The sequence below is a fragment of the Vreelandella populi genome (assembly GCF_003989825.1).
Lineage (GTDB): Bacteria > Pseudomonadota > Gammaproteobacteria > Pseudomonadales > Halomonadaceae > Vreelandella > Vreelandella populi.
Window position 1 is genome coordinate 118,787 of sequence record NZ_RZHE01000007.1, and the last position, 15,573, is coordinate 134,359.

Sequence of the window (15,573 nt, forward strand, 5' to 3'; positions counted from 1 at the left end):
TGGTGTTACCCATGGGCATTGAGGGTTTATGAGTTACCCAAAATCTTCGATTTTAAAGCGGTCGGCATTTAAAGATTGGACGGTGGCCACTTGTTTGGCGCGAAGGTAAATCTCAGTCGTCCGGCGATCACTATGCTGCAAGTTGGATTGTACGTCGATACCTAGTAGCTCTGCATCAGTTGCATGCTTGGCGCGAAGGTCATGCTCGGTGAAGCGATCTATACCGCCTTCTTTTATAGCCTTTCTCATGCCGTACTGCCAGCGGCTGTGAAAGTGGTCTTTATCGTAAGCCTCGCCATTCCGTTTACAGAACAAGGTAGCGCCCTGCTTCCCTCGGCTTAAGTTGTCAGCCTTCACCTCAGAAACCAGCTGCTTTAGCCCATCATCCCAGGGAATGATGATTAGTTTGCCGACCTTGCTGCTGCGTAGCTCAATCCCTTCCATGGTTAGCTGGTCTAGCCTGAGCTGCAGTAGATCCCGCTGACGTAAGCCGGTTTTGTATTTAAGCAGCGCATACCGGCGTACCCACGGCGAGGTGTGACGCAGGAAAGCACTAAACTCAGCATCGCTGACGTAGCGGTCACGAGGCTTGAGCTTAAACTTGGTCACCGGGTCGGCGGGGTTATGCTCAACAATGCCCCAGCGCTGCGCGTAGCGGAAAATATGCTTGAGCAAGGCTAGCTCATGATTAGCTTGGTTCTTCGACTGCACGCCCCTTGCATCCATATACGCATAGATGTCGTGAACCTTTATATCTTCGGGCTCACACTCAGCGAATACAGCGCGCAGTTTCTTTAGCTCCTGCATGTTTGAGCGCCGCGTTGCTTCTGAGCGCTTAGCGGGGATGATCTCTGCTTCATAGCGATCAAAGATACGGCCCATGCCTGATTTCGGGAATAAACGCGCCTGCCACTTCTCAAATTCTGCTTTTGCTTCCTTTGCCGTATTCCCAAGCTTGATCCAGCTGTTCCCGATAAGCGCCTTCTGGCGGTCATTGCATTTATATCTCCACGCGCCACTTTTCCAGTAGACGCGTGGAATCCCCGGGTTATCGTTCATCCGTTTAGTGCCTTAAGGTTAGGTTTCTTCCGCTCTTGGTCATTGGCTGCCACGCTTTCACCAGCCAGCACTTGCTCAACATGACGCCGCCCGACGATCAGCACGCCTGCTGCGTTAACCTGCCACCTCACCCCCATTTTTGTCAGCGTGTCGCTCTGCTCTTTGCAGCGCTTACGCCCGGTAAGGTGCTCGATTTCTTCATGAGTAAGAAAAAGGGCCGCCATTTTACACCTCCTTTGAAAACGAAGAAGCCGCCTGGCGGGCGGCTTGTGATCGAAGTGATCGGTAGGGTTTAAAGTTCTCGTTATCTGGCGGCCTGGGTATATCCGGCCAGCACTTACCCAGCCTGATTAAGCTGATAGCCCCATGTGAGACGCCAAACCGATTGGCAATGGCACGGTTTGTCATCCCCTTGGCAATTAGCTTGATGACCTCTTTAACCTGATTTTCCGTCAGCACTGAGCGCGGATTGTCTTTGCCTTTCTGCCCAACGTAGCGTTGCCGGCCTTTAGCGTGCATATCCTGAGAGTTGGCAAGCGGTGTGCCTGCAAACAGATGGTTAGGGTTGACGCATTGAGGGTTATCGCATTTGTGCAGCACCCATAGGCCTTCCGGTATCGGACCTTTGAAAACTGTATATGAGATACGGTGGGCGCTTTCCTTAAGTCCTCCTACTTTCATGGCACCATAACCGGTGCTGCGCTTCGCGGCTTGCCATAGCCAGCACCCGGATTCCTCATCAACTATGTACTTCTCGTGAAAGCGTTCAACTTCTATCGGCTTGATCTCCATCTTCGCCTCCTGGAAAAAGAAAACCGCCTCGTGGGCGGCTATTGGAAAAAGCTTTCGTACTCGCTTTCGGGTACGCGCTCTGGCTTTAACTCTATCTGTAGTGATTTATGCCGAATCTTGTCTTTAGGCTCTTTCTCAAAATTTCCCTTGGCTTTCTCTGCCATAAACTCCACGGCTTTCAGATATTCATCTTCGCGGAAGTTGCCCAGGCACATAAAGTCGTCACACACCCGCCAGACCACACGCTTCACCTCGTCTTTCTTGAGCCTTAAGAGATCATCTATCGTGCATCGGGCATGCCGTAGCTGGTCTTCATCAAGGCGAGAAAGGTAGCGATCCGTTCCCATTTCAAGGTCGCGCTTAGTCGCAGTCAGCAGGAAGCTATGCTCTGCTGCAACGTGCCCCTCTGGCGGCCTGAAGGCGAACATTCGGCAATCTTCTGGTATCAGCATCGGTGTAGTGGCGCCAATAATCATTTGGCTAATACCCATCCAATCATCAGTGCCGTACTTATCAGCAAGCGCCCGAGATACCACCCCAGTTTCGCCTATAAAGCGCACACTGGATTCCCACATAGTGGCTGTCCAGTCATCCGGTATGCCGCACTCGTCTCGTAGCTTCTGCTCTGCTGCTTGTTCGTGATAAACCGATGTCATCTCTTTCTCCATTCGTAAAAAAGCCGCCCTGGTGGCGGCTGTTAATCGTTGATTGTTCGCGGCTTCATGCATCCCCCGGCTTCGGTGCGGCTGATAGCATGGCGCGGTAGACCTTTGGCGCAATACTGCAATCACAATCGTGGTGACATTCTCCCAGCCGCTCACAATCTCCAGTTGCCTCGCAGCCTGCGTCTATTTGCTGTTCAACTGGCTGGATCGGTACAGCCTGAAACCCTTCTGGGCATGCGGCTTGCCATGCTTCCCAAGCCTTGCGCGTATCTGCGTTGCCGTAAAATCCATTGAAGCAAGATACATCCATGGATTCCTCGGTTGCCCACGCCTCAAACCGCTCTCGCTGCTCACTCATCCCAAGCACTCCATCACGTAGTAAGAATCCCACACATACCGGGCATTCACCGCCGCTTTCAGCTCGCGCATCAACTGCTCGCGCAGCTCCATTAGCTCGCCAATCTTCTGTGCTTGGCCACACTCGGCATCAGCCTCCCGCATCTCCTGCCCATCGTCATAGCGCAGCACCAAGCGGGCGATGACACGCCACCTAAGCGGCGCGTGCGTGGCGTACTCGGCCACTGATTCGCGCTTATCTGCCGGAACGTGCGCCGGAAACTCCCATTCGCCCTCGAATTTATCGCCGATGTGCCGGCCAGTGGCTACGGCGCCCTTGGCCCATAATCTCGCTCTGGCCTGATACGCGTGGTACTGGCGTTGATCCATGCGCGTTGCCGTGCGGCGGGCTGATTTCTCGCGGGCTCGGCGCTGGCTGCGGTTGAGCTGGTGTTGTGGTTGGGTCATTACTGCCCCTCGGCTTGCTTGCGTAGCTCGGCGGCCCTCAGCCGCAGCGCTTCCTTTGCGCCCATTGATGACAGCATCGGCATTTCATCGGCGAACCCCTCCAACGCCTCCGCCTGCTTGATGAGGTCGCGGCGGGCAAGTGAGGCGTAAGGCGTACCGTTGATTATCTCTCCTAATTGTTCATCGTCTGCACCTGCCATGAAGTTTGTTTTCAACCGCTCAACATGCGCCGCCAGCGCCTGCTCGCGCTCAAGGGCGGCATCGCGTTCATCGGTCAAACGCTCAACCATCACCATTAGCTCGCGGTTCTTTTCGTTCGCCGCATCGTTCTTATCGACAAGAATTTCAGCTGCTTTCCGCAACCGCTCCATTTCATTCTGCGATGCTGCGCTCATCACGCCACCTCACGATTCATAGCGGCCAGCTCATTGCGAAGCCGCACATTCTCTGCTGCCAACGCGTCGTTCTCTGCCAGCACAGCCAGGCGCTCAGATTCCAGCTCATCATTGCGCTGGGTAAGCTGCTCAATCGTTGCCTCAAGGCTTTCTAGTGTTCTTTCCATGGGATTCTCCAGTAATTATGTATCTGTCGGCACTCGGCCCAACTAGCGGCTCCTGCCCTGGCTCTAGCGGCCACTCGAACATGTGCCAGCAGTGGTCGCACTGCTTCTTGTTGATCGATCTGAATAGGCGAAGGCGGGTGCAGCCGCACTTGGGACAGCGTTTAGTCGAGGCTTTCAACGTAACGCTCCCAAGCACCGCGCGCTTCGGCTTTAGCCCACTCGGCATAGAGCCATTGGGCGTATTCTGGATAGCTCATTGTTCGCTCCAATAAAAAGCCCCAATGAAGGGGCGCTGGCTCTGCGTCTATTAGTGCCGCAGCGTTGGACTATTCTGTTAACGCCATCTTGTAAGCTTCGGGCGGCGCGTAAGCATCGCCGCCTAGCCATTCCATAATGCGTGCCACGCTATCGCGCAGGCTTCCGGCCATAATCACGAAGTCGGTTTCCAGTCGCGCCAAGGCGTCATCGCCGTCGTCCGACATATCCGCTTCCTCAATCAAGGCATCACCAAAGCGCAGCGATTTAAGCGCTAGATCGTCGTGCATCACGAACGAAAGCTGTCCCTCAATGCTGAGTGCCACTTGCGACGCCTGCCGCCCGATTTCGAGGTGCTGGTGTATTTCGTCGCTGTCGAGGTCTAACTGCCGCCCTCGAACAACGCCGTCATCGCCTTTTGCTTTGAGTACCACGCTGTCGCCTACCTGCAAGTCTGCTGGGCGGCTAGCTGGATCGCCAAGCCAAGTGGTCATCGCCCGAATAGGCAGCGTCTGCGATGACAGGGGAGTTGCTTTCAAGCTGCCTAGCGTTTCGCGCAATAGATCGAGAACGTCCTCGGCACGAGCGCGACTACCAGTGTTTATGCCCACTAGATTGCTCTCTGTATCCCACCAGAGGTCAATCTTTTGGCTGCGCACAAATGCCCGAGGCATTAAGGCCTCTGTTACCTGCTCTTTCAGCGCAGTCTTCTCTTTGCGCGTTACCTTACGGCCTTCGCGGGCTTCAATGTCGGCTACTTGATCGTCTACTTCTTCTTTAACCACCGACCCCGGCAGCATTCGCTCTTGGCGTAGGGCGCTAATCAGTCGGTGCCCCTGTATTTCGTGAACTAGCTGGCCTCCACCTAATCGACCAGCAGGAGCTGCCCAGCCCATTCGGCGGGCATCGGCATTGCTTAGTGGCTTGGCGGCGTGGGCCTGTAGCGCGTCGGCAAGAGTTGAAACATCTAGCTCAGGCGCGGCGTGAAGGCGGTACAAGTGAAGGTTTTTAAACCACATGATTATTCTCCCGGCATTAAAAAATCCCCGCAGCAGCGAGGCGTTAGGCTATGCGTTGTTCGGTAGCTAACTGACTCGTAGCGATGCCTTGCCGTCTGCCAGCTTGCAGCCTGGGACGTTCTCGCCCGCTTGTAGCGCCTTAAGAATCTCGGCTTTCACGGGCTGGCGGCTGGCTGGAATCAGCTTCGTGTACTGCTCAGGCACGCGATCGGGATGCTCAATCGAGCAAACAGCGCGCGGCTTGGCGCGGGTGATCGTGAACAGCTGCCGCTTGATCTTGTCTCGGCCTGTGTTTTCCATGGCCCACAGCACTCGGTCGCGGCACGCCTGAGCATTGCGCTCTAGTGTCTTTTTGCGGGCTGTCAGCCGCTTAATCTCGGCGTCATGGGCCTCGACTTCGGCGTCAAGCTGCCGGGCAACGATGATCGTGGCTTCAATCTTGTCTTCAATCTGACTGCTGTTAACGTCTAGCGTGGTAGCTAGAGCCTCGGCAAAGTCCGCGTCGTTGTCGGCATCTATCTCGATTAACTGCTGGAACTCGTTGGTCAGCGCGTAGAGTGATTGCATTGTGTCGCCTCCAAAAAATAAAGGCCGCACAATGGCAGCCTTGATGCATGTTTAAGTTATTGATCTAGAACGGGATGGTGTCGTCCATATCGTCAGCGGGCGGCACATAACTGTTGCTATAGTCGTGCTGTCCGCTTGCTTGTGTGGCTTGCTGCTTAGGTGGCTCGCCCTGCGGATTCTGCGCAAAACGCTGCGCCCAATACCCTGCGGATTCTGCTTGCTTGCCTGCCTTGTATTCGGCAATAGTCAGTCCTGACTTGGCAGACATGATGCACTTAATCTGAAACCGGAATCCGTTCTGACCGTTGCCTTTGACGTAGTTCTCACGCTCAAGTGCAAGTTGCACAGGCTTGCGTGTTAGCTCCGGGGCAATCATGGCGCTCCCGTTGTTGGTCATACTCAGCGACTGCGCCCCAGTGCAACCCATCAGGCTTTGAATCTGCTGATCGCCCACCTCGTTGATAGAGCCGTCTTTCTTCTGATAGTAGAGCGTCAGATAGTTGGCTTTTTTGCCATGCTCGCTCTCAAACGTAAGCTCCAGGCCTTTGGCGCCACTGCTGGCCTCGACCCATTTTGCTTGCTCAATAAAGCCGCGCACAACGCACGACTCAGTGATGTAATCACCACCGCCCGCGTCGGCGGCGATGGCTTTCTCTTCGTTGTATTGGAAGACTGCGCTCATGCTGGTTGCTCCTGTTGTTGCGGCTGGGTAATGCCGTAGTAGTCACAAATGGCCGCATCAACTGCCGCCAAGTCGTTTTCAATTTCAGGTGAGTCGAACATTTCTTCCGGCGTTTTCACTGGGTCGTTGCCATTGGTTCGCGTTGAGAAAAAGTGCCGACCGTCACGCGCCTGACACTTGAGAACAATGCTAAACAGCCCTTCCAGGCAAACTTGGCTATCGATCATCTTTCCGACCGTCTTGGCCCGAGAAAAACCAAAATCATCAGTCTGTATGTGCGTCATGAAATAGACGCGCACGTCGTTGTTTGCATTCGCCGCTGCGTGGACAAGATCGACATAACCCTTGGCCATCTCGGTGAACTTGGTAAAACCAGTCTCCGCGCTACGGCGCAGGCTTTCGTTGACCATGATGTATTGGGCATCATCGATGACGACGTGCTTCTTACCCCACTTCTCGGCGTTCACGACGCACTTGATAATATTGGGGATATTGTCGGTCACGATCACGCTGCCATCAGGGTTGTCTTTGCTGAAAGCTCCCCAGCCAGCAGAGCGAAACGGCAGCGGCTTGCGGATCGGCTGAATAACCAGCGTGTCAGCTGGGTTGAGATTCTTCATCGAGCGAGACTTTCCCGCCCCTGATTCGCCCAGCACCATGACTGCATAACTCATGCCGCCACTCCTTGCCGCTGATCGGCACTGCTCATTGACTCGCCGTGCGCGTATTTCAGCGCCTCAAGCTCGACTTCGTATTGCCCTAGCGTCATCTGCCCGTTACGCAGCATCTGCGCTAGTTGTTGCTTAGCGTCAAAAAATGACATAGCCTTTCTCCTGTTATGTAAGACTCGGCCCACTACCTGTTCGCCCAGGTATGTGGGCTTTTTTATGCGGTCTCTAGCCAGTCGCGCGTCGCTAAGAACTCGCTTTCCAGCCGTTCGTCGTCATCGTCGCTCAGCTTTCGCTCTAGCCATGCCGCTGGGCGTCCGCGTTGGTCGAGAATTTGATACTCAAACTCGGGCGGTTCCGGTGGTTCGGCGTCGCCAAATCCCCAGCCAGTGATCCGCATTGGCGTGCCCTCGCTGTAAGCCAGCACCTCGCATTGGCAAGGGATGCCAGCGACTCGTGTTGGAAACTTCATGCTGCCTCCTGCATGCGCTCGGCGATGAATTCGGCTAACTGGTCAGCAACCTCGGCTGAGGTATCGCCATCAAAACTCGCAATCTGCTCCCCTCGCGTGTAGACCAGGACCGAAAACGACTCGCCGCCGCATGCATGGAAACCGGCGCCGACAGACACAAAAAAACCGCACTGTTGGCGGCATTGGTCGGCTAGTTGGTGAAGCCGGTTAAGCGCTCCCATAGAGCCTCCTACGATCTCAGTGCCCAGATCACGATTCCGATAATCCCGAGCACTAGTGCAATAGAAAAGAGAATGGTTAGAACACATCGCATTACGGGGCCTGCCAGAGCTGTAAATGCGCAGGCTTAACGCCATGCAACCGCTGCGCGTAGTCCGCTGCACGGATGCTGTTGAGCATTTCCTGCGGCGTTGCTGGCTTATCTGCATCACTGCGCCGCGCTGGCGTCTTGCGCCAAACTGGCATGCGCCCGTACTGCTTGAGCAGGTCAACAACTCGCGTTTTGTCTTCGATTTCGTGCGTCACGGCGCCTTGTTTTACGGGAATCATCGCGTCACCTCTTAGCTAAACGCAGGCCACAAAAAAGCCCGCTGTGCGCGGGCAATGGATCTCAACCTTGAGCGGAATATCGGTGGAGTGCTCTGCCTTCTGGCTGGCCCGGCGTTTACCCTGCATCGTGCCACTTGGGTCTCTATGCAGGCACAAAACACTCCCCGATGCCCTCTGATATTCTCGGCGTCAGAGGGAGCGCCTTGGGCCGCGTTACCCAGCGGAACGGGTGGTAATAGTTAATTCTCAGCACACACAATCAAATACCCTAACGGCCTGCATTCTGTGTAAGTTTTGAGCTGCCTGGCTTTAACGCAATCCTGCATAGTGTCCTCGCTGCCAATCTCGCCCATGCCGCAGCCCTCTTTGTAATCTGCTTTCCACGCCCAGGTGCCTGCACTAATGCCATGCTTGCCTCGACGTATACGCACAGGCGGCTCAATTTGAAGCCCAAGCTCATTGATCAGTCGTTGATGAAGACGCTCGCTGATCTTCATACCCACCTCCTGTTGATTAGCGGCTAGTCGTCCAGAGCGGCAGCGTGAGCAGCGCTCCAGATCTCAAATGCCAATCGCGTGTCGTCGTCAACGTAGTTATTGCCTTCCTCAAAGAATCGTTCATCCAGGCTCATGCCCTTGTCTTCCGCGAACTCTTCAAACTTCTCGCGCATCACATCTTTTGCTGACTGATCCATAACGCTCTCCTGTGTAATTCGTGGAAACATCGGTGGAACACGCTGTGATCACGGCTACGCTCCCTTAAATAGACGACAGGCTCCGTGCAGCGCACTCCCCGGTGGCCCCTGATAACAAGGGCCAGCGTCTTCTCACGCACAACTGATGTCGCTATCGGCAGCCTGGGGTTGCAATCCAGAGTGCCTACGATTCCCAATCCTTTTAGGGAAACGCCCCGCGACCAGAGCATCTTGTATGTGTGCTTTCTGGCCTCCGCTTACGGGGTGGCTGCGCGCGTACTACGGCAGATTGTTAATGAGCGGCTGTTATCCGGTCAGCTTCCGGTTATGCGTACATCTCAACCTGTTCAACCCGGCGAACGATCCGCGTCTTGCTTGAGCGGCGTAGGCCGTCGTCGGTGCCTGTGAGCATTGTTACTACCAACATGCAGATCAGGCCTTTTCGGATGGAGATAGCGACCAGATGCGCAATGTTCTTGGCGCCTACACGCTCTCTCGCTTGCTGCAAAGTGATACGAACTGTGTTGACCTTGATGCCTACCGCGTCCGCTATGTCCTGACTATCCAGGCCTTTGCTGGCTAGCTCGGTCAGTTCAATTTGGCGTGGGGTTAGGGTGATCATTTCGCGTCCTCAACAATTCGTACGTTTAGTTTTACCTAAACACGTAATATCGTCAAGAATATTGCGCAAAAAAATACGCCGACCACGTAATGATCGGCGTATAGGGAAGGGTAGTTTCTTGAATTACGGGGCTTTACGGCTGTTCTTAGCCTGGAATTTATCGTGGGCAGCTTGGAGGATTTTGCAAAATATCGGGGTTAATGACGGGTCTCGCCTCTCAACGGCCAATAATCGGTCTCGTGAATTGCTTGTATGGTTATTGTTCTGCCGTTGAAAAGCTTCCTTCTGATCCGCCATTATCCCCTCCTTTTTTTACTGTATGTACAAACAGTATAGCGTAGGTTATGAAATGCTGAAACTAGATAGGCTTAGCAATTGGCGACAATAATCATTAAAAAGTTAATTCTGCGCGCACAAAAAAAACCCGCCACATGGGCGGGTCTGATGCAAAGGTGGCTACGGCTATGGTTACGGCTTTGGCTCACCTTTAAGAAGAGACAGACCAAGACCGGTCATCTCATGCTCATTCATATCTGGTCGGTCTGATACTTTGTCTAGCAGTTCAACAGTTGAAAGCGCGAAGTGTTTATCACTGACGCCGGGCGCAGCCGTGGATCTCAGCTCAGCCATCATTGCTAGAACATGCATTAATAGCTCTCTAGGGATGCGCTGATCTAGCGTTTCCATAGAGAAGTGCCCAATAGGGGCATCATTATTGCCAGCCAGATAATCAACCGGCGTGTCGTATGCGTCAGCCAAAACCAGTAAGCGATCAACGCCAGGCAGCATCGAACCAGATAGATAACGCGAAACTGTCGGAGCTGGAATACCTGTCTTATCAGATACGCACTTACCCAGACCTCTATCGCTTTTGCCCTCACTGTAACCGTGAGCCTTCCGAGTTATTTCGCGCAAGCGCTCAGGGAACCGCGCCCTAAACCAGTCTTTGTTAGCTATGTGAAATTCTGATTGGTCCATTTCAACGCCGTGTTTAGTGATTGCTAAGCACATCTTATACCCGCCTCAACCATGCGTACATATTGCAATTGCAATAGATAGATTGCGCAATCTTTTAGCAGACGCTACCATTAGTACGTAAACATTTACTTGGTAGCGCACATGGAACTCACCCTCGGAACACTTATTACCCAGGCTGGCGGAACGGCACGTTGTGCACGTGCCTGCCAGGTAACACCTGGGGCTGTTTCTCAGTGGATCAAAGCGGGCTCTCTGCCGCTTAGCGATCTGCAAGGCGGCACTAACTACGCCCAGGTGCTTATCGACCTGTCTGGCGTGAATAAGGACGTCTGGGAAGTGCGTCTGCTCGGTAGGAAGGGGCAGCTTAAGAAAGCTGCAAGCTAATAACGCAAAAAGCCCGCCATTTCGCTGGGGAGCGTGGCGGGCTTTTAACTGATGCAATGCAATGAGGTACTGAGATGAATAATACCGCACTTACACAGAATGTCCAGCCGACGATGACCAGCCGTGAAATTGCCGAGCTGACAGATAAGCGTCACGACAACGTTAAGGCGGACATTCAAAAAATGCTGATCGAGCTAGAAAAAGATGTCCTGATGTTTCAGGGCATCTATTTCGACAGCATGAACCGCAAACAAACTGAATATCACCTTGACCGCGACCTAACCGATTGCCTGCTGACCGGTTACAGCGCAAAAGCACGTATGGCTGTCATCAAACGCTGGCGTGAGCTTGAAGGTTACGTTGCTACACCGTCCTTTCAGGTCCCGCAGTCAATGGCCGAAGCTCTGCGCCTTGCCGCCGACCAAGCCGAGCGTATTGAACAGCAGCAGGCCGCTATTGAGCAAGCGCGCCCTTCTGTTGAGTTCGTTGAGCGCTACGTCAGTGCCGACAGCGGCAACAAAGGCTTTCGTCAGGTAGCCAAGCTTCTTAAAGCCAACGAGCGCGACCTGCGCGCCTTTCTGGCTGATCACAAGATCATGTATCGCCTTGGTGGCGAGTGGATGCCCTACCAGAACCATATCGACGCTGGTCGCTTTGTCGTTAAGACCGGTGTTGCTGAAAACGAGCACGCCTTCAACACCGCTAAATTCACACCCAAGGGCGTTAACTGGCTTGCCAGCCTTTGGAATGGCCAGAGCACTGAGGTGGCAGCATGAGCATGATGTTAATGGTTAAAGCGTTCGGCGTTAAGGTTGGCAATGCCAGCCGTAAGCTTGTGCTGATCAAGCTCGCCGATAACGCTAATGACAAAGGCGAATGCTGGCCTTCCTACCAGCACATTGCTGACCAGTGCGAGATAAGCAAGCGTTCAGCAATGAAGCATATCGACGCTCTGTGTGAATCGGGCTTGGTTATCAAGCGTTCGCGCAAAGGCGTTAAAGGTAATTCCACTAACATTTACCTTCTTAATTTAGAGGGTGAAATTTCTGCACCCCTAAAGGTAGAGGGTGAACAGGATGCACTAGAGGGTGAAGAATCTGCACTAGGTAGTGAAAATTCTGCACTAGGGGGTAGTGAAGAATCTGCACCCGGAATCAGTCACTCTTTTGAATCAGTCAATGAACCTTCCAGTGAACCTGTTGCACCCGACGCTGAAGCGCCGGTCGCTGCCGGGAATGTGGTCGCTATTCGTTCTGCTGACAAACCGCGCTGTGCAATCCCTAAAGACATGCCCGGCCCTAAAGACCCTGATGCCAAAACCTTCAAGGCATGGGCCAACTACGCAATAACTTACCGTCGCCGCTACACCGTGTACCCCATCTGGAACCAGAAGACAGCCGGGCAAATGGGCCAGCTTGTTGACCGTGTTGGTAAAGACCTCGCCCCTGCTGTGGCTGCGTACTACCTGAGTATGAACAACCAGTTCTACGTGAACAAACACCACCCTGTTGGCTCACTCCTGGCTGACTGCGAAGCCATTGCCACGCAGATGCAGACCGGCAGCCAGATGACGCAAACACGCGCCCGCCAGATGGATTCGACGCAATCCAACCTGAGCAACGTTGACGAAGCCAAGCGCCTGCTGGCTAGCGGCTGGGGAGACGACTGATGTTGACCAAGATCGATGCCGAACAGCTGCTTGAACAGCTTTACGCCACTGCCGAAGTGCTGGGTAGCGAAATCAAGCCCGCTGCTGCCTCGCTGATGATTCGTGACCTTCGCCAATATCCGCGTGCAGAAATTGAGCAGTCACTAGCGCGCTGCCGTTCTGAGCTAACCGGCCGCCTAACCCTGGCCGCAATTCTTGAGCGTATGCCGAGTGCTGACGCTTTCCTGTCTGCCAATGAAGCCTGGGCGCTCGCCCTAAGCGGCCAGGATGACCTTGACACCATCGTTTGGACTGAGGAGGTGGCCGCCGCCATGGGTGTTGCCCGGCCGGTGCTGGATTTGGGCGACAAGGTAGGCGCCCGCATGGCGTTTATCGGTGCATATGACCGCGAGATCGCCAAAGCAAAAGCCGAAGGCCGCAAGCCTAAGTGGCAAGTATCGCTGGGCTATTCGCCAGAACGTCGCCAGGACGCAATCAGCGAGGCTATTAAACTGGGCCGCCTTGAAGCACCAGAAGTGCAGCATCTACTGCCCGCGCCTCACGGCTTCAAAAATCCCGATGATGAACTTGATCCCGAAGTAAAAGAGCGCGCCCAGGCGAACATTAAACACCTTCGTTCGCTGCTGAGTGATGACGGACGCGCCAAGACTGAGGCCGAAGATGAGCGCCGCCGTCAGGAGGAGATTCGCCGCCAGGAGCTGATCGAGCAGGCGTATGAGCGAAAGCGAGGTGCTGCATGAATATTCACGAATCCATGGAGCAGTACAAGTCATTGAACTCTGTTGGCGATAAAAGCCTTGAGGGACATATCGATGTGGAGGCGGCTATACCGGGAGCCCCTGAGTGCGCTGTGGTGCTGGAGATTCTAGGAGATGGCGAGGCGCATACGATCGATACGATTGATAGCTACCTGCAATATGACGGGATTGATATTTCAGGCTGCCAGATTGCGGCCTGCATTCTCCGATTACACCTTGATGGCCATCAAATTCAGCCGCTCGGACCATATGACCTCTTTGGCTGCGCTGAACGCTTCAAGCTGGTTAAGCAAAGCGAAGACGGCAAGCGAGGTGCGTTATGACTCTCACCAAATACGAGCTAACCCTGCTAGCCCTTCGCGGCATTAAGCCGATTGATGACCTAGGCAATGGGACTTTCCGGTGCATGACCAGCGACGGCGCCCGTTACTACACGTCTCACGACCTCCAGCAGATCGCGAAGCCCGGATTTATGGACCGTCTCACCGCGTTCATGGGGGTGCGTCATGCAAGCTAAGTATGAGCACTGGGAAGAATACGAACTCACGTTCCTGCGCGAGACGTACACAAGCAAAAAATGGTCGGTCCAGGCTATCGCTGAAAAGCTGGAGCGCACGATTAGCTGCGTGAGCCAGAAAGCGTATTACTTGGGCCTAAAGCGCCCAAATCGCAAGTTTAGCCACCGCAATAACCCTGAGTTTGTCGCTGACCTAAACCGGCTATCGATTGCCCAGAACATGCACAAATGGAATTGCACCCGTAGCGAAGTAGAGCGCGGCCGGGCGCAGCTGAAAGCGCAGCGGGAGGTGGAGGCATGAAGCCTATTGAGCCGGGATGCCTGTGTTTGGTGGTTGGCGGCGACCCATCTGCAGTTGGCGAGACCTGCACTGCCATAGCGTGGGTAAGCGACGGCGAATCTTTTAAAACGAGCAATGGCTGGTATGACAACACATCAGGCCTAAGCGGCTGGGCAGTTGAGTTTAGCGACGGCTGTGGCGTGTACCTTCCGGCCAAGTTGCGCCGCATCGACGACTACGACGCCAGCGCCGACGCGACCGAGCAAGATCGGGAGGTGGAGCATGGGTAAGCAAGCCAAGCCGTTCGTTAGCCGTGCATCGAACCTAACCGAAGCGCTCGCCGCTATTGGGCGCATGCCATCCGTTCTAACCCAGGCCATCCAGGCCTGGGGAAAGATCGAAATCATCGTGCGCAAGTACCAGCCGAAGAAAACGCATGAGCAGGACAAGCTGCATGGCAAGTGGTGCAAAGAGGCCGCAGCCCAGGGCGACATGACTGCCGAGGAGTATCGCGGCTTCACCAAGCTGCATTTTGGCGTACCGATCCTGTGCCGTGATAGCAACGAGTACCGCGCCGCGTTTGAGCGTGTCGTGGCTCCCCTGCCGTATGAGCAAAAGCTACAACTCATGCAGCTACCTTTTGACTTCGCGGTAACCCGGGGCATGAACACCAAGCAGAAAGCCGAGTTTCTGGATGCGTGCTGGCAGCACTTTACGTCGCTGGGCTTCCGGCTGACTGATCCGAGCCTGAAAGGCATCAACCCGGGCGAATACAAGGAATGCGCATGATGCTCAAGCAAAAGCCCTACCGTAACCGCAAATATCTGGACTGGGTAAAGCAGCAGCCGTGCGTAATGTGCGGCGCTCCTGCCGATGACCCGCACCACCTCAAGGGCATTGGGCATATGAGCGGCGGCGGCATGACTGCGCCCGACTCAATGGTTATGCCCGTTTGCCGACAGCATCACGACGAGATACACCGCACGCCAGAGCTATGGGAACGACAGTGGGAATGGGTGGCGAGAACACTGGATGCCGCCTTACGGGAGGGTGCGCTATGAACATGCCCGAGCCTACCGGTATGAAATTCGACACCGAAAAGCCCCGCTTCGACCTACTGCTAGGCGATATGCCGCTAGCACTGGAAGCCGTAGCCCGCGTACTGACCTTTGGCGCCGCCAAGTATGCCGATGGTAACTGGCAGCACGTTGAGAACGCTGAGCGCCGTTATATGGCCGCTGGTACCCGCCATGAGCTAGCCCTGGCTAAAGGCGAGCAACACGACGCCGAAACCGGCGAACACCACTTGGCGCACAAGCTGTGCTGCGACCTATTCCGCCTTGAGCTGGCACTACGGGAGAAAGCCCAATGACCATCCTAATTTGCATTGCCGGAGCAACCGCCTTCATCGGCGCCGTTATCTACCTGCTGAATGATCTTGACGAGAACGGCGAGCCACGGGAGCGTATTCAATGACATGGCTATTTTTAGCGCTACTGATCATTTCCGTCGGCGGGATCACGGCTCTTTGCACGCCGTCTCTTAATGCTGAATTGCGCAAACGATCAGAGGAGAAG

31 protein-coding genes are annotated in these 15,573 nt (G+C 54.5%); 11 read left to right on the forward strand and 20 right to left on the reverse strand.

Annotation, left to right across the window (positions count from 1 at the left end; translation table 11 throughout):
- Positions 1–33 precede the first annotated feature (33 nt).
- The 20 genes from ELY25_RS09030 to ELY25_RS09110 form a co-directional block, all read right to left on the reverse strand.
- Entirely contained in the window at positions 34–1,059 is a 1,026-nt protein-coding gene (locus ELY25_RS09030; protein ID WP_126950954.1) for a tyrosine-type recombinase/integrase, read from the reverse strand.
- Positions 1,056–1,283 (reverse strand): DUF4224 domain-containing protein, encoded by a 228-nt coding sequence (locus ELY25_RS09035; RefSeq protein ID WP_126950955.1) that lies wholly within the window; start codon positions 1,281–1,283, stop codon positions 1,056–1,058. Before ELY25_RS09035 ends, ELY25_RS09030 begins: the two co-directional genes overlap by 4 nt.
- A 1-nt stretch (position 1,284) precedes the next feature.
- On the reverse strand, positions 1,285–1,851 hold the full coding sequence (locus ELY25_RS09040; protein WP_126950956.1) for an HNH endonuclease: 567 nt from the start codon (positions 1,849–1,851) through the stop codon (positions 1,285–1,287).
- A 38-nt stretch (positions 1,852–1,889) separates the two neighbouring features.
- Complete coding sequence (locus ELY25_RS17875; RefSeq protein WP_221885494.1) at positions 1,890–2,507, reverse strand: hypothetical protein; 618 nt, start codon at positions 2,505–2,507, stop codon at positions 1,890–1,892.
- A gap of 64 nt (positions 2,508–2,571) precedes the next feature.
- Positions 2,572–2,874 (reverse strand): phiTE_015 family protein, encoded by a 303-nt coding sequence (locus tag ELY25_RS09050; protein WP_126950957.1) that lies wholly within the window; start codon positions 2,872–2,874, stop codon positions 2,572–2,574.
- Positions 2,871–3,320 carry a hypothetical protein gene (locus ELY25_RS09055; protein WP_126950958.1) on the reverse strand — a complete coding sequence of 150 codons (450 nt, stop codon included), beginning with the start codon at positions 3,318–3,320 and terminating at the stop codon, positions 2,871–2,873. The genes ELY25_RS09050 and ELY25_RS09055 overlap by 4 nt, the downstream gene beginning before the upstream one ends.
- On the reverse strand, positions 3,320–3,715 hold the full coding sequence (locus tag ELY25_RS09060; protein ID WP_126950959.1) for a hypothetical protein: 396 nt from the start codon (positions 3,713–3,715) through the stop codon (positions 3,320–3,322). The genes ELY25_RS09055 and ELY25_RS09060 overlap by 1 nt, the downstream gene beginning before the upstream one ends.
- Positions 3,715–3,882, reverse strand: a complete 168-nt coding sequence (locus ELY25_RS17790; RefSeq protein ID WP_185859274.1) for a hypothetical protein — start codon at positions 3,880–3,882, stop codon at positions 3,715–3,717. The genes ELY25_RS09060 and ELY25_RS17790 overlap by 1 nt, the downstream gene beginning before the upstream one ends.
- Positions 3,883–4,208: 326 nt before the next feature.
- Positions 4,209–5,156, reverse strand: coding sequence for a recombination-associated protein RdgC (locus tag ELY25_RS09065; protein ID WP_126950960.1), 948 nt, complete (start codon positions 5,154–5,156; stop codon positions 4,209–4,211).
- 66 nt (positions 5,157–5,222) lie between these two features.
- On the reverse strand, positions 5,223–5,723 hold the full coding sequence (locus ELY25_RS09070; RefSeq protein WP_126950961.1) for a siphovirus Gp157 family protein: 501 nt from the start codon (positions 5,721–5,723) through the stop codon (positions 5,223–5,225).
- 64 nt (positions 5,724–5,787) lie between these two features.
- Positions 5,788–6,405, reverse strand: coding sequence for a single stranded DNA-binding domain-containing protein (locus ELY25_RS09075; protein ID WP_126950962.1), 618 nt, complete (start codon positions 6,403–6,405; stop codon positions 5,788–5,790).
- A complete protein-coding gene (locus tag ELY25_RS09080; RefSeq protein ID WP_126950963.1) occupies positions 6,402–7,079 on the reverse strand; it encodes an AAA family ATPase in 678 nt (225 codons plus the stop codon). The genes ELY25_RS09075 and ELY25_RS09080 overlap by 4 nt, the downstream gene beginning before the upstream one ends.
- Positions 7,076–7,228, reverse strand: coding sequence for a hypothetical protein (locus tag ELY25_RS17795; RefSeq protein WP_185859276.1), 153 nt, complete (start codon positions 7,226–7,228; stop codon positions 7,076–7,078). Before ELY25_RS17795 ends, ELY25_RS09080 begins: the two co-directional genes overlap by 4 nt.
- 62 nt (positions 7,229–7,290) lie before the next feature.
- Complete coding sequence (locus tag ELY25_RS09085) at positions 7,291–7,545, reverse strand: hypothetical protein (protein ID WP_126950964.1); 255 nt, start codon at positions 7,543–7,545, stop codon at positions 7,291–7,293.
- On the reverse strand, positions 7,542–7,766 hold the full coding sequence (locus ELY25_RS09090) for a hypothetical protein (RefSeq protein WP_126950965.1): 225 nt from the start codon (positions 7,764–7,766) through the stop codon (positions 7,542–7,544). The genes ELY25_RS09085 and ELY25_RS09090 overlap by 4 nt, the downstream gene beginning before the upstream one ends.
- Positions 7,767–7,857: 91 nt before the next feature.
- A complete protein-coding gene (locus tag ELY25_RS09095) occupies positions 7,858–8,094 on the reverse strand; it encodes a hypothetical protein (protein WP_126950966.1) in 237 nt (78 codons plus the stop codon).
- A gap of 239 nt (positions 8,095–8,333) precedes the next feature.
- Positions 8,334–8,591, reverse strand: a complete 258-nt coding sequence (locus ELY25_RS09100; RefSeq protein WP_126950967.1) for a hypothetical protein — start codon at positions 8,589–8,591, stop codon at positions 8,334–8,336.
- A gap of 23 nt (positions 8,592–8,614) precedes the next feature.
- Positions 8,615–8,788: a phiTE_015 family protein gene (locus ELY25_RS17800; RefSeq protein ID WP_185859278.1), complete on the reverse strand. Its 174-nt coding sequence runs from the start codon at positions 8,786–8,788 to the stop codon at positions 8,615–8,617.
- Between the two features lie 325 nt (positions 8,789–9,113).
- The gene (locus tag ELY25_RS09105) at positions 9,114–9,410 is read right to left on the reverse strand and encodes a helix-turn-helix transcriptional regulator (RefSeq protein ID WP_126950968.1); all 297 of its coding nucleotides are present in this window, start codon (positions 9,408–9,410) and stop codon (positions 9,114–9,116) included.
- Positions 9,411–9,878: 468 nt separating this feature from the next.
- Entirely contained in the window at positions 9,879–10,388 is a 510-nt protein-coding gene (locus tag ELY25_RS09110; protein ID WP_185859280.1) for a helix-turn-helix domain-containing protein, read from the reverse strand.
- A gap of 141 nt (positions 10,389–10,529) precedes the next feature.
- On the opposite strand from ELY25_RS09110, the gene ELY25_RS09115 reads away from it, so the two are divergent.
- From ELY25_RS09115 to ELY25_RS09165, 11 genes are all read left to right on the forward strand, one after another.
- Positions 10,530–10,772, forward strand: a complete 243-nt coding sequence (locus tag ELY25_RS09115; protein ID WP_126950970.1) for a helix-turn-helix domain-containing protein — start codon at positions 10,530–10,532, stop codon at positions 10,770–10,772.
- A 74-nt stretch (positions 10,773–10,846) separates the two neighbouring features.
- Positions 10,847–11,548: a phage antirepressor KilAC domain-containing protein gene (locus tag ELY25_RS09120; protein ID WP_126950971.1), complete on the forward strand. Its 702-nt coding sequence runs from the start codon at positions 10,847–10,849 to the stop codon at positions 11,546–11,548.
- Positions 11,545–12,441, forward strand: a complete 897-nt coding sequence (locus ELY25_RS09125) for a helix-turn-helix domain-containing protein (RefSeq protein ID WP_126950972.1) — start codon at positions 11,545–11,547, stop codon at positions 12,439–12,441. The genes ELY25_RS09120 and ELY25_RS09125 overlap by 4 nt, the downstream gene beginning before the upstream one ends.
- Complete coding sequence (locus tag ELY25_RS09130; protein WP_126950973.1) at positions 12,441–13,181, forward strand: hypothetical protein; 741 nt, start codon at positions 12,441–12,443, stop codon at positions 13,179–13,181. The genes ELY25_RS09125 and ELY25_RS09130 overlap by 1 nt, the downstream gene beginning before the upstream one ends.
- Positions 13,178–13,522, forward strand: coding sequence for a hypothetical protein (locus ELY25_RS09135; RefSeq protein WP_126950974.1), 345 nt, complete (start codon positions 13,178–13,180; stop codon positions 13,520–13,522). The genes ELY25_RS09130 and ELY25_RS09135 overlap by 4 nt, the downstream gene beginning before the upstream one ends.
- Positions 13,519–13,716, forward strand: a complete 198-nt coding sequence (locus ELY25_RS09140) for a hypothetical protein (RefSeq protein ID WP_126950975.1) — start codon at positions 13,519–13,521, stop codon at positions 13,714–13,716. The genes ELY25_RS09135 and ELY25_RS09140 overlap by 4 nt, the downstream gene beginning before the upstream one ends.
- Positions 13,706–14,017 carry a hypothetical protein gene (locus ELY25_RS09145; protein ID WP_126950976.1) on the forward strand — a complete coding sequence of 104 codons (312 nt, stop codon included), beginning with the start codon at positions 13,706–13,708 and terminating at the stop codon, positions 14,015–14,017. The genes ELY25_RS09140 and ELY25_RS09145 overlap by 11 nt, the downstream gene beginning before the upstream one ends.
- Positions 14,014–14,286 (forward strand): hypothetical protein, encoded by a 273-nt coding sequence (locus ELY25_RS09150; RefSeq protein ID WP_126950977.1) that lies wholly within the window; start codon positions 14,014–14,016, stop codon positions 14,284–14,286. The genes ELY25_RS09145 and ELY25_RS09150 overlap by 4 nt, the downstream gene beginning before the upstream one ends.
- Positions 14,279–14,785, forward strand: coding sequence for a hypothetical protein (locus tag ELY25_RS09155; RefSeq protein ID WP_126950978.1), 507 nt, complete (start codon positions 14,279–14,281; stop codon positions 14,783–14,785). The genes ELY25_RS09150 and ELY25_RS09155 overlap by 8 nt, the downstream gene beginning before the upstream one ends.
- Positions 14,782–15,057, forward strand: coding sequence for a DUF968 domain-containing protein (locus tag ELY25_RS09160; protein ID WP_236995689.1), 276 nt, complete (start codon positions 14,782–14,784; stop codon positions 15,055–15,057). Before ELY25_RS09155 ends, ELY25_RS09160 begins: the two co-directional genes overlap by 4 nt.
- Positions 15,054–15,368 carry a dATP/dGTP diphosphohydrolase domain-containing protein gene (locus ELY25_RS09165; protein WP_221885495.1) on the forward strand — a complete coding sequence of 105 codons (315 nt, stop codon included), beginning with the start codon at positions 15,054–15,056 and terminating at the stop codon, positions 15,366–15,368. Before ELY25_RS09160 ends, ELY25_RS09165 begins: the two co-directional genes overlap by 4 nt.
- Positions 15,369–15,573: the final 205 nt, after the last annotated feature.

Coding starts and splice junctions, on each gene's coding strand:
- ELY25_RS09060 (WP_126950959.1), bottom strand. CDS start 3,715: ATGAGCGCAGCATCGCAGAATGAAATGGAGCGGTTGCGGAAAGCAGCT.
- ELY25_RS09070 (WP_126950961.1), bottom strand. CDS start 5,723: ATGCAATCACTCTACGCGCTGACCAACGAGTTCCAGCAGTTAATCGAG.
- ELY25_RS09095 (WP_126950966.1), bottom strand. CDS start 8,094: ATGATTCCCGTAAAACAAGGCGCCGTGACGCACGAAATCGAAGACAAA.
- ELY25_RS09090 (WP_126950965.1), bottom strand. CDS start 7,766: ATGGGAGCGCTTAACCGGCTTCACCAACTAGCCGACCAATGCCGCCAA.
- ELY25_RS09165 (WP_221885495.1), top strand. CDS start 15,054: ATGAACATGCCCGAGCCTACCGGTATGAAATTCGACACCGAAAAGCCC.
- ELY25_RS09050 (WP_126950957.1), bottom strand. CDS start 2,874: ATGAGTGAGCAGCGAGAGCGGTTTGAGGCGTGGGCAACCGAGGAATCC.
- ELY25_RS09115 (WP_126950970.1), top strand. CDS start 10,530: ATGGAACTCACCCTCGGAACACTTATTACCCAGGCTGGCGGAACGGCA.
- ELY25_RS09080 (WP_126950963.1), bottom strand. CDS start 7,079: ATGAGTTATGCAGTCATGGTGCTGGGCGAATCAGGGGCGGGAAAGTCT.
- ELY25_RS09155 (WP_126950978.1), top strand. CDS start 14,279: ATGGGTAAGCAAGCCAAGCCGTTCGTTAGCCGTGCATCGAACCTAACC.
- ELY25_RS09135 (WP_126950974.1), top strand. CDS start 13,178: ATGAATATTCACGAATCCATGGAGCAGTACAAGTCATTGAACTCTGTT.
- ELY25_RS17795 (WP_185859276.1), bottom strand. CDS start 7,228: ATGTCATTTTTTGACGCTAAGCAACAACTAGCGCAGATGCTGCGTAAC.
- ELY25_RS09085 (WP_126950964.1), bottom strand. CDS start 7,545: ATGAAGTTTCCAACACGAGTCGCTGGCATCCCTTGCCAATGCGAGGTG.
- ELY25_RS09120 (WP_126950971.1), top strand. CDS start 10,847: ATGAATAATACCGCACTTACACAGAATGTCCAGCCGACGATGACCAGC.
- ELY25_RS09055 (WP_126950958.1), bottom strand. CDS start 3,320: ATGACCCAACCACAACACCAGCTCAACCGCAGCCAGCGCCGAGCCCGC.
- ELY25_RS09125 (WP_126950972.1), top strand. CDS start 11,545: ATGAGCATGATGTTAATGGTTAAAGCGTTCGGCGTTAAGGTTGGCAAT.
- ELY25_RS09065 (WP_126950960.1), bottom strand. CDS start 5,156: ATGTGGTTTAAAAACCTTCACTTGTACCGCCTTCACGCCGCGCCTGAG.
- ELY25_RS09110 (WP_185859280.1), bottom strand. CDS start 10,388: ATGGACCAATCAGAATTTCACATAGCTAACAAAGACTGGTTTAGGGCG.
- ELY25_RS09140 (WP_126950975.1), top strand. CDS start 13,519: ATGACTCTCACCAAATACGAGCTAACCCTGCTAGCCCTTCGCGGCATT.
- ELY25_RS09150 (WP_126950977.1), top strand. CDS start 14,014: ATGAAGCCTATTGAGCCGGGATGCCTGTGTTTGGTGGTTGGCGGCGAC.
- ELY25_RS09160 (WP_236995689.1), top strand. CDS start 14,782: ATGATGCTCAAGCAAAAGCCCTACCGTAACCGCAAATATCTGGACTGG.
- ELY25_RS17800 (WP_185859278.1), bottom strand. CDS start 8,788: ATGGATCAGTCAGCAAAAGATGTGATGCGCGAGAAGTTTGAAGAGTTC.
- ELY25_RS09100 (WP_126950967.1), bottom strand. CDS start 8,591: ATGAAGATCAGCGAGCGTCTTCATCAACGACTGATCAATGAGCTTGGG.
- ELY25_RS09130 (WP_126950973.1), top strand. CDS start 12,441: ATGTTGACCAAGATCGATGCCGAACAGCTGCTTGAACAGCTTTACGCC.
- ELY25_RS09145 (WP_126950976.1), top strand. CDS start 13,706: ATGCAAGCTAAGTATGAGCACTGGGAAGAATACGAACTCACGTTCCTG.
- ELY25_RS09040 (WP_126950956.1), bottom strand. CDS start 1,851: ATGGAGATCAAGCCGATAGAAGTTGAACGCTTTCACGAGAAGTACATA.
- ELY25_RS09030 (WP_126950954.1), bottom strand. CDS start 1,059: ATGAACGATAACCCGGGGATTCCACGCGTCTACTGGAAAAGTGGCGCG.
- ELY25_RS17875 (WP_221885494.1), bottom strand. CDS start 2,507: ATGACATCGGTTTATCACGAACAAGCAGCAGAGCAGAAGCTACGAGAC.
- ELY25_RS09035 (WP_126950955.1), bottom strand. CDS start 1,283: ATGGCGGCCCTTTTTCTTACTCATGAAGAAATCGAGCACCTTACCGGG.
- ELY25_RS17790 (WP_185859274.1), bottom strand. CDS start 3,882: ATGGAAAGAACACTAGAAAGCCTTGAGGCAACGATTGAGCAGCTTACC.
- ELY25_RS09105 (WP_126950968.1), bottom strand. CDS start 9,410: ATGATCACCCTAACCCCACGCCAAATTGAACTGACCGAGCTAGCCAGC.
- ELY25_RS09075 (WP_126950962.1), bottom strand. CDS start 6,405: ATGAGCGCAGTCTTCCAATACAACGAAGAGAAAGCCATCGCCGCCGAC.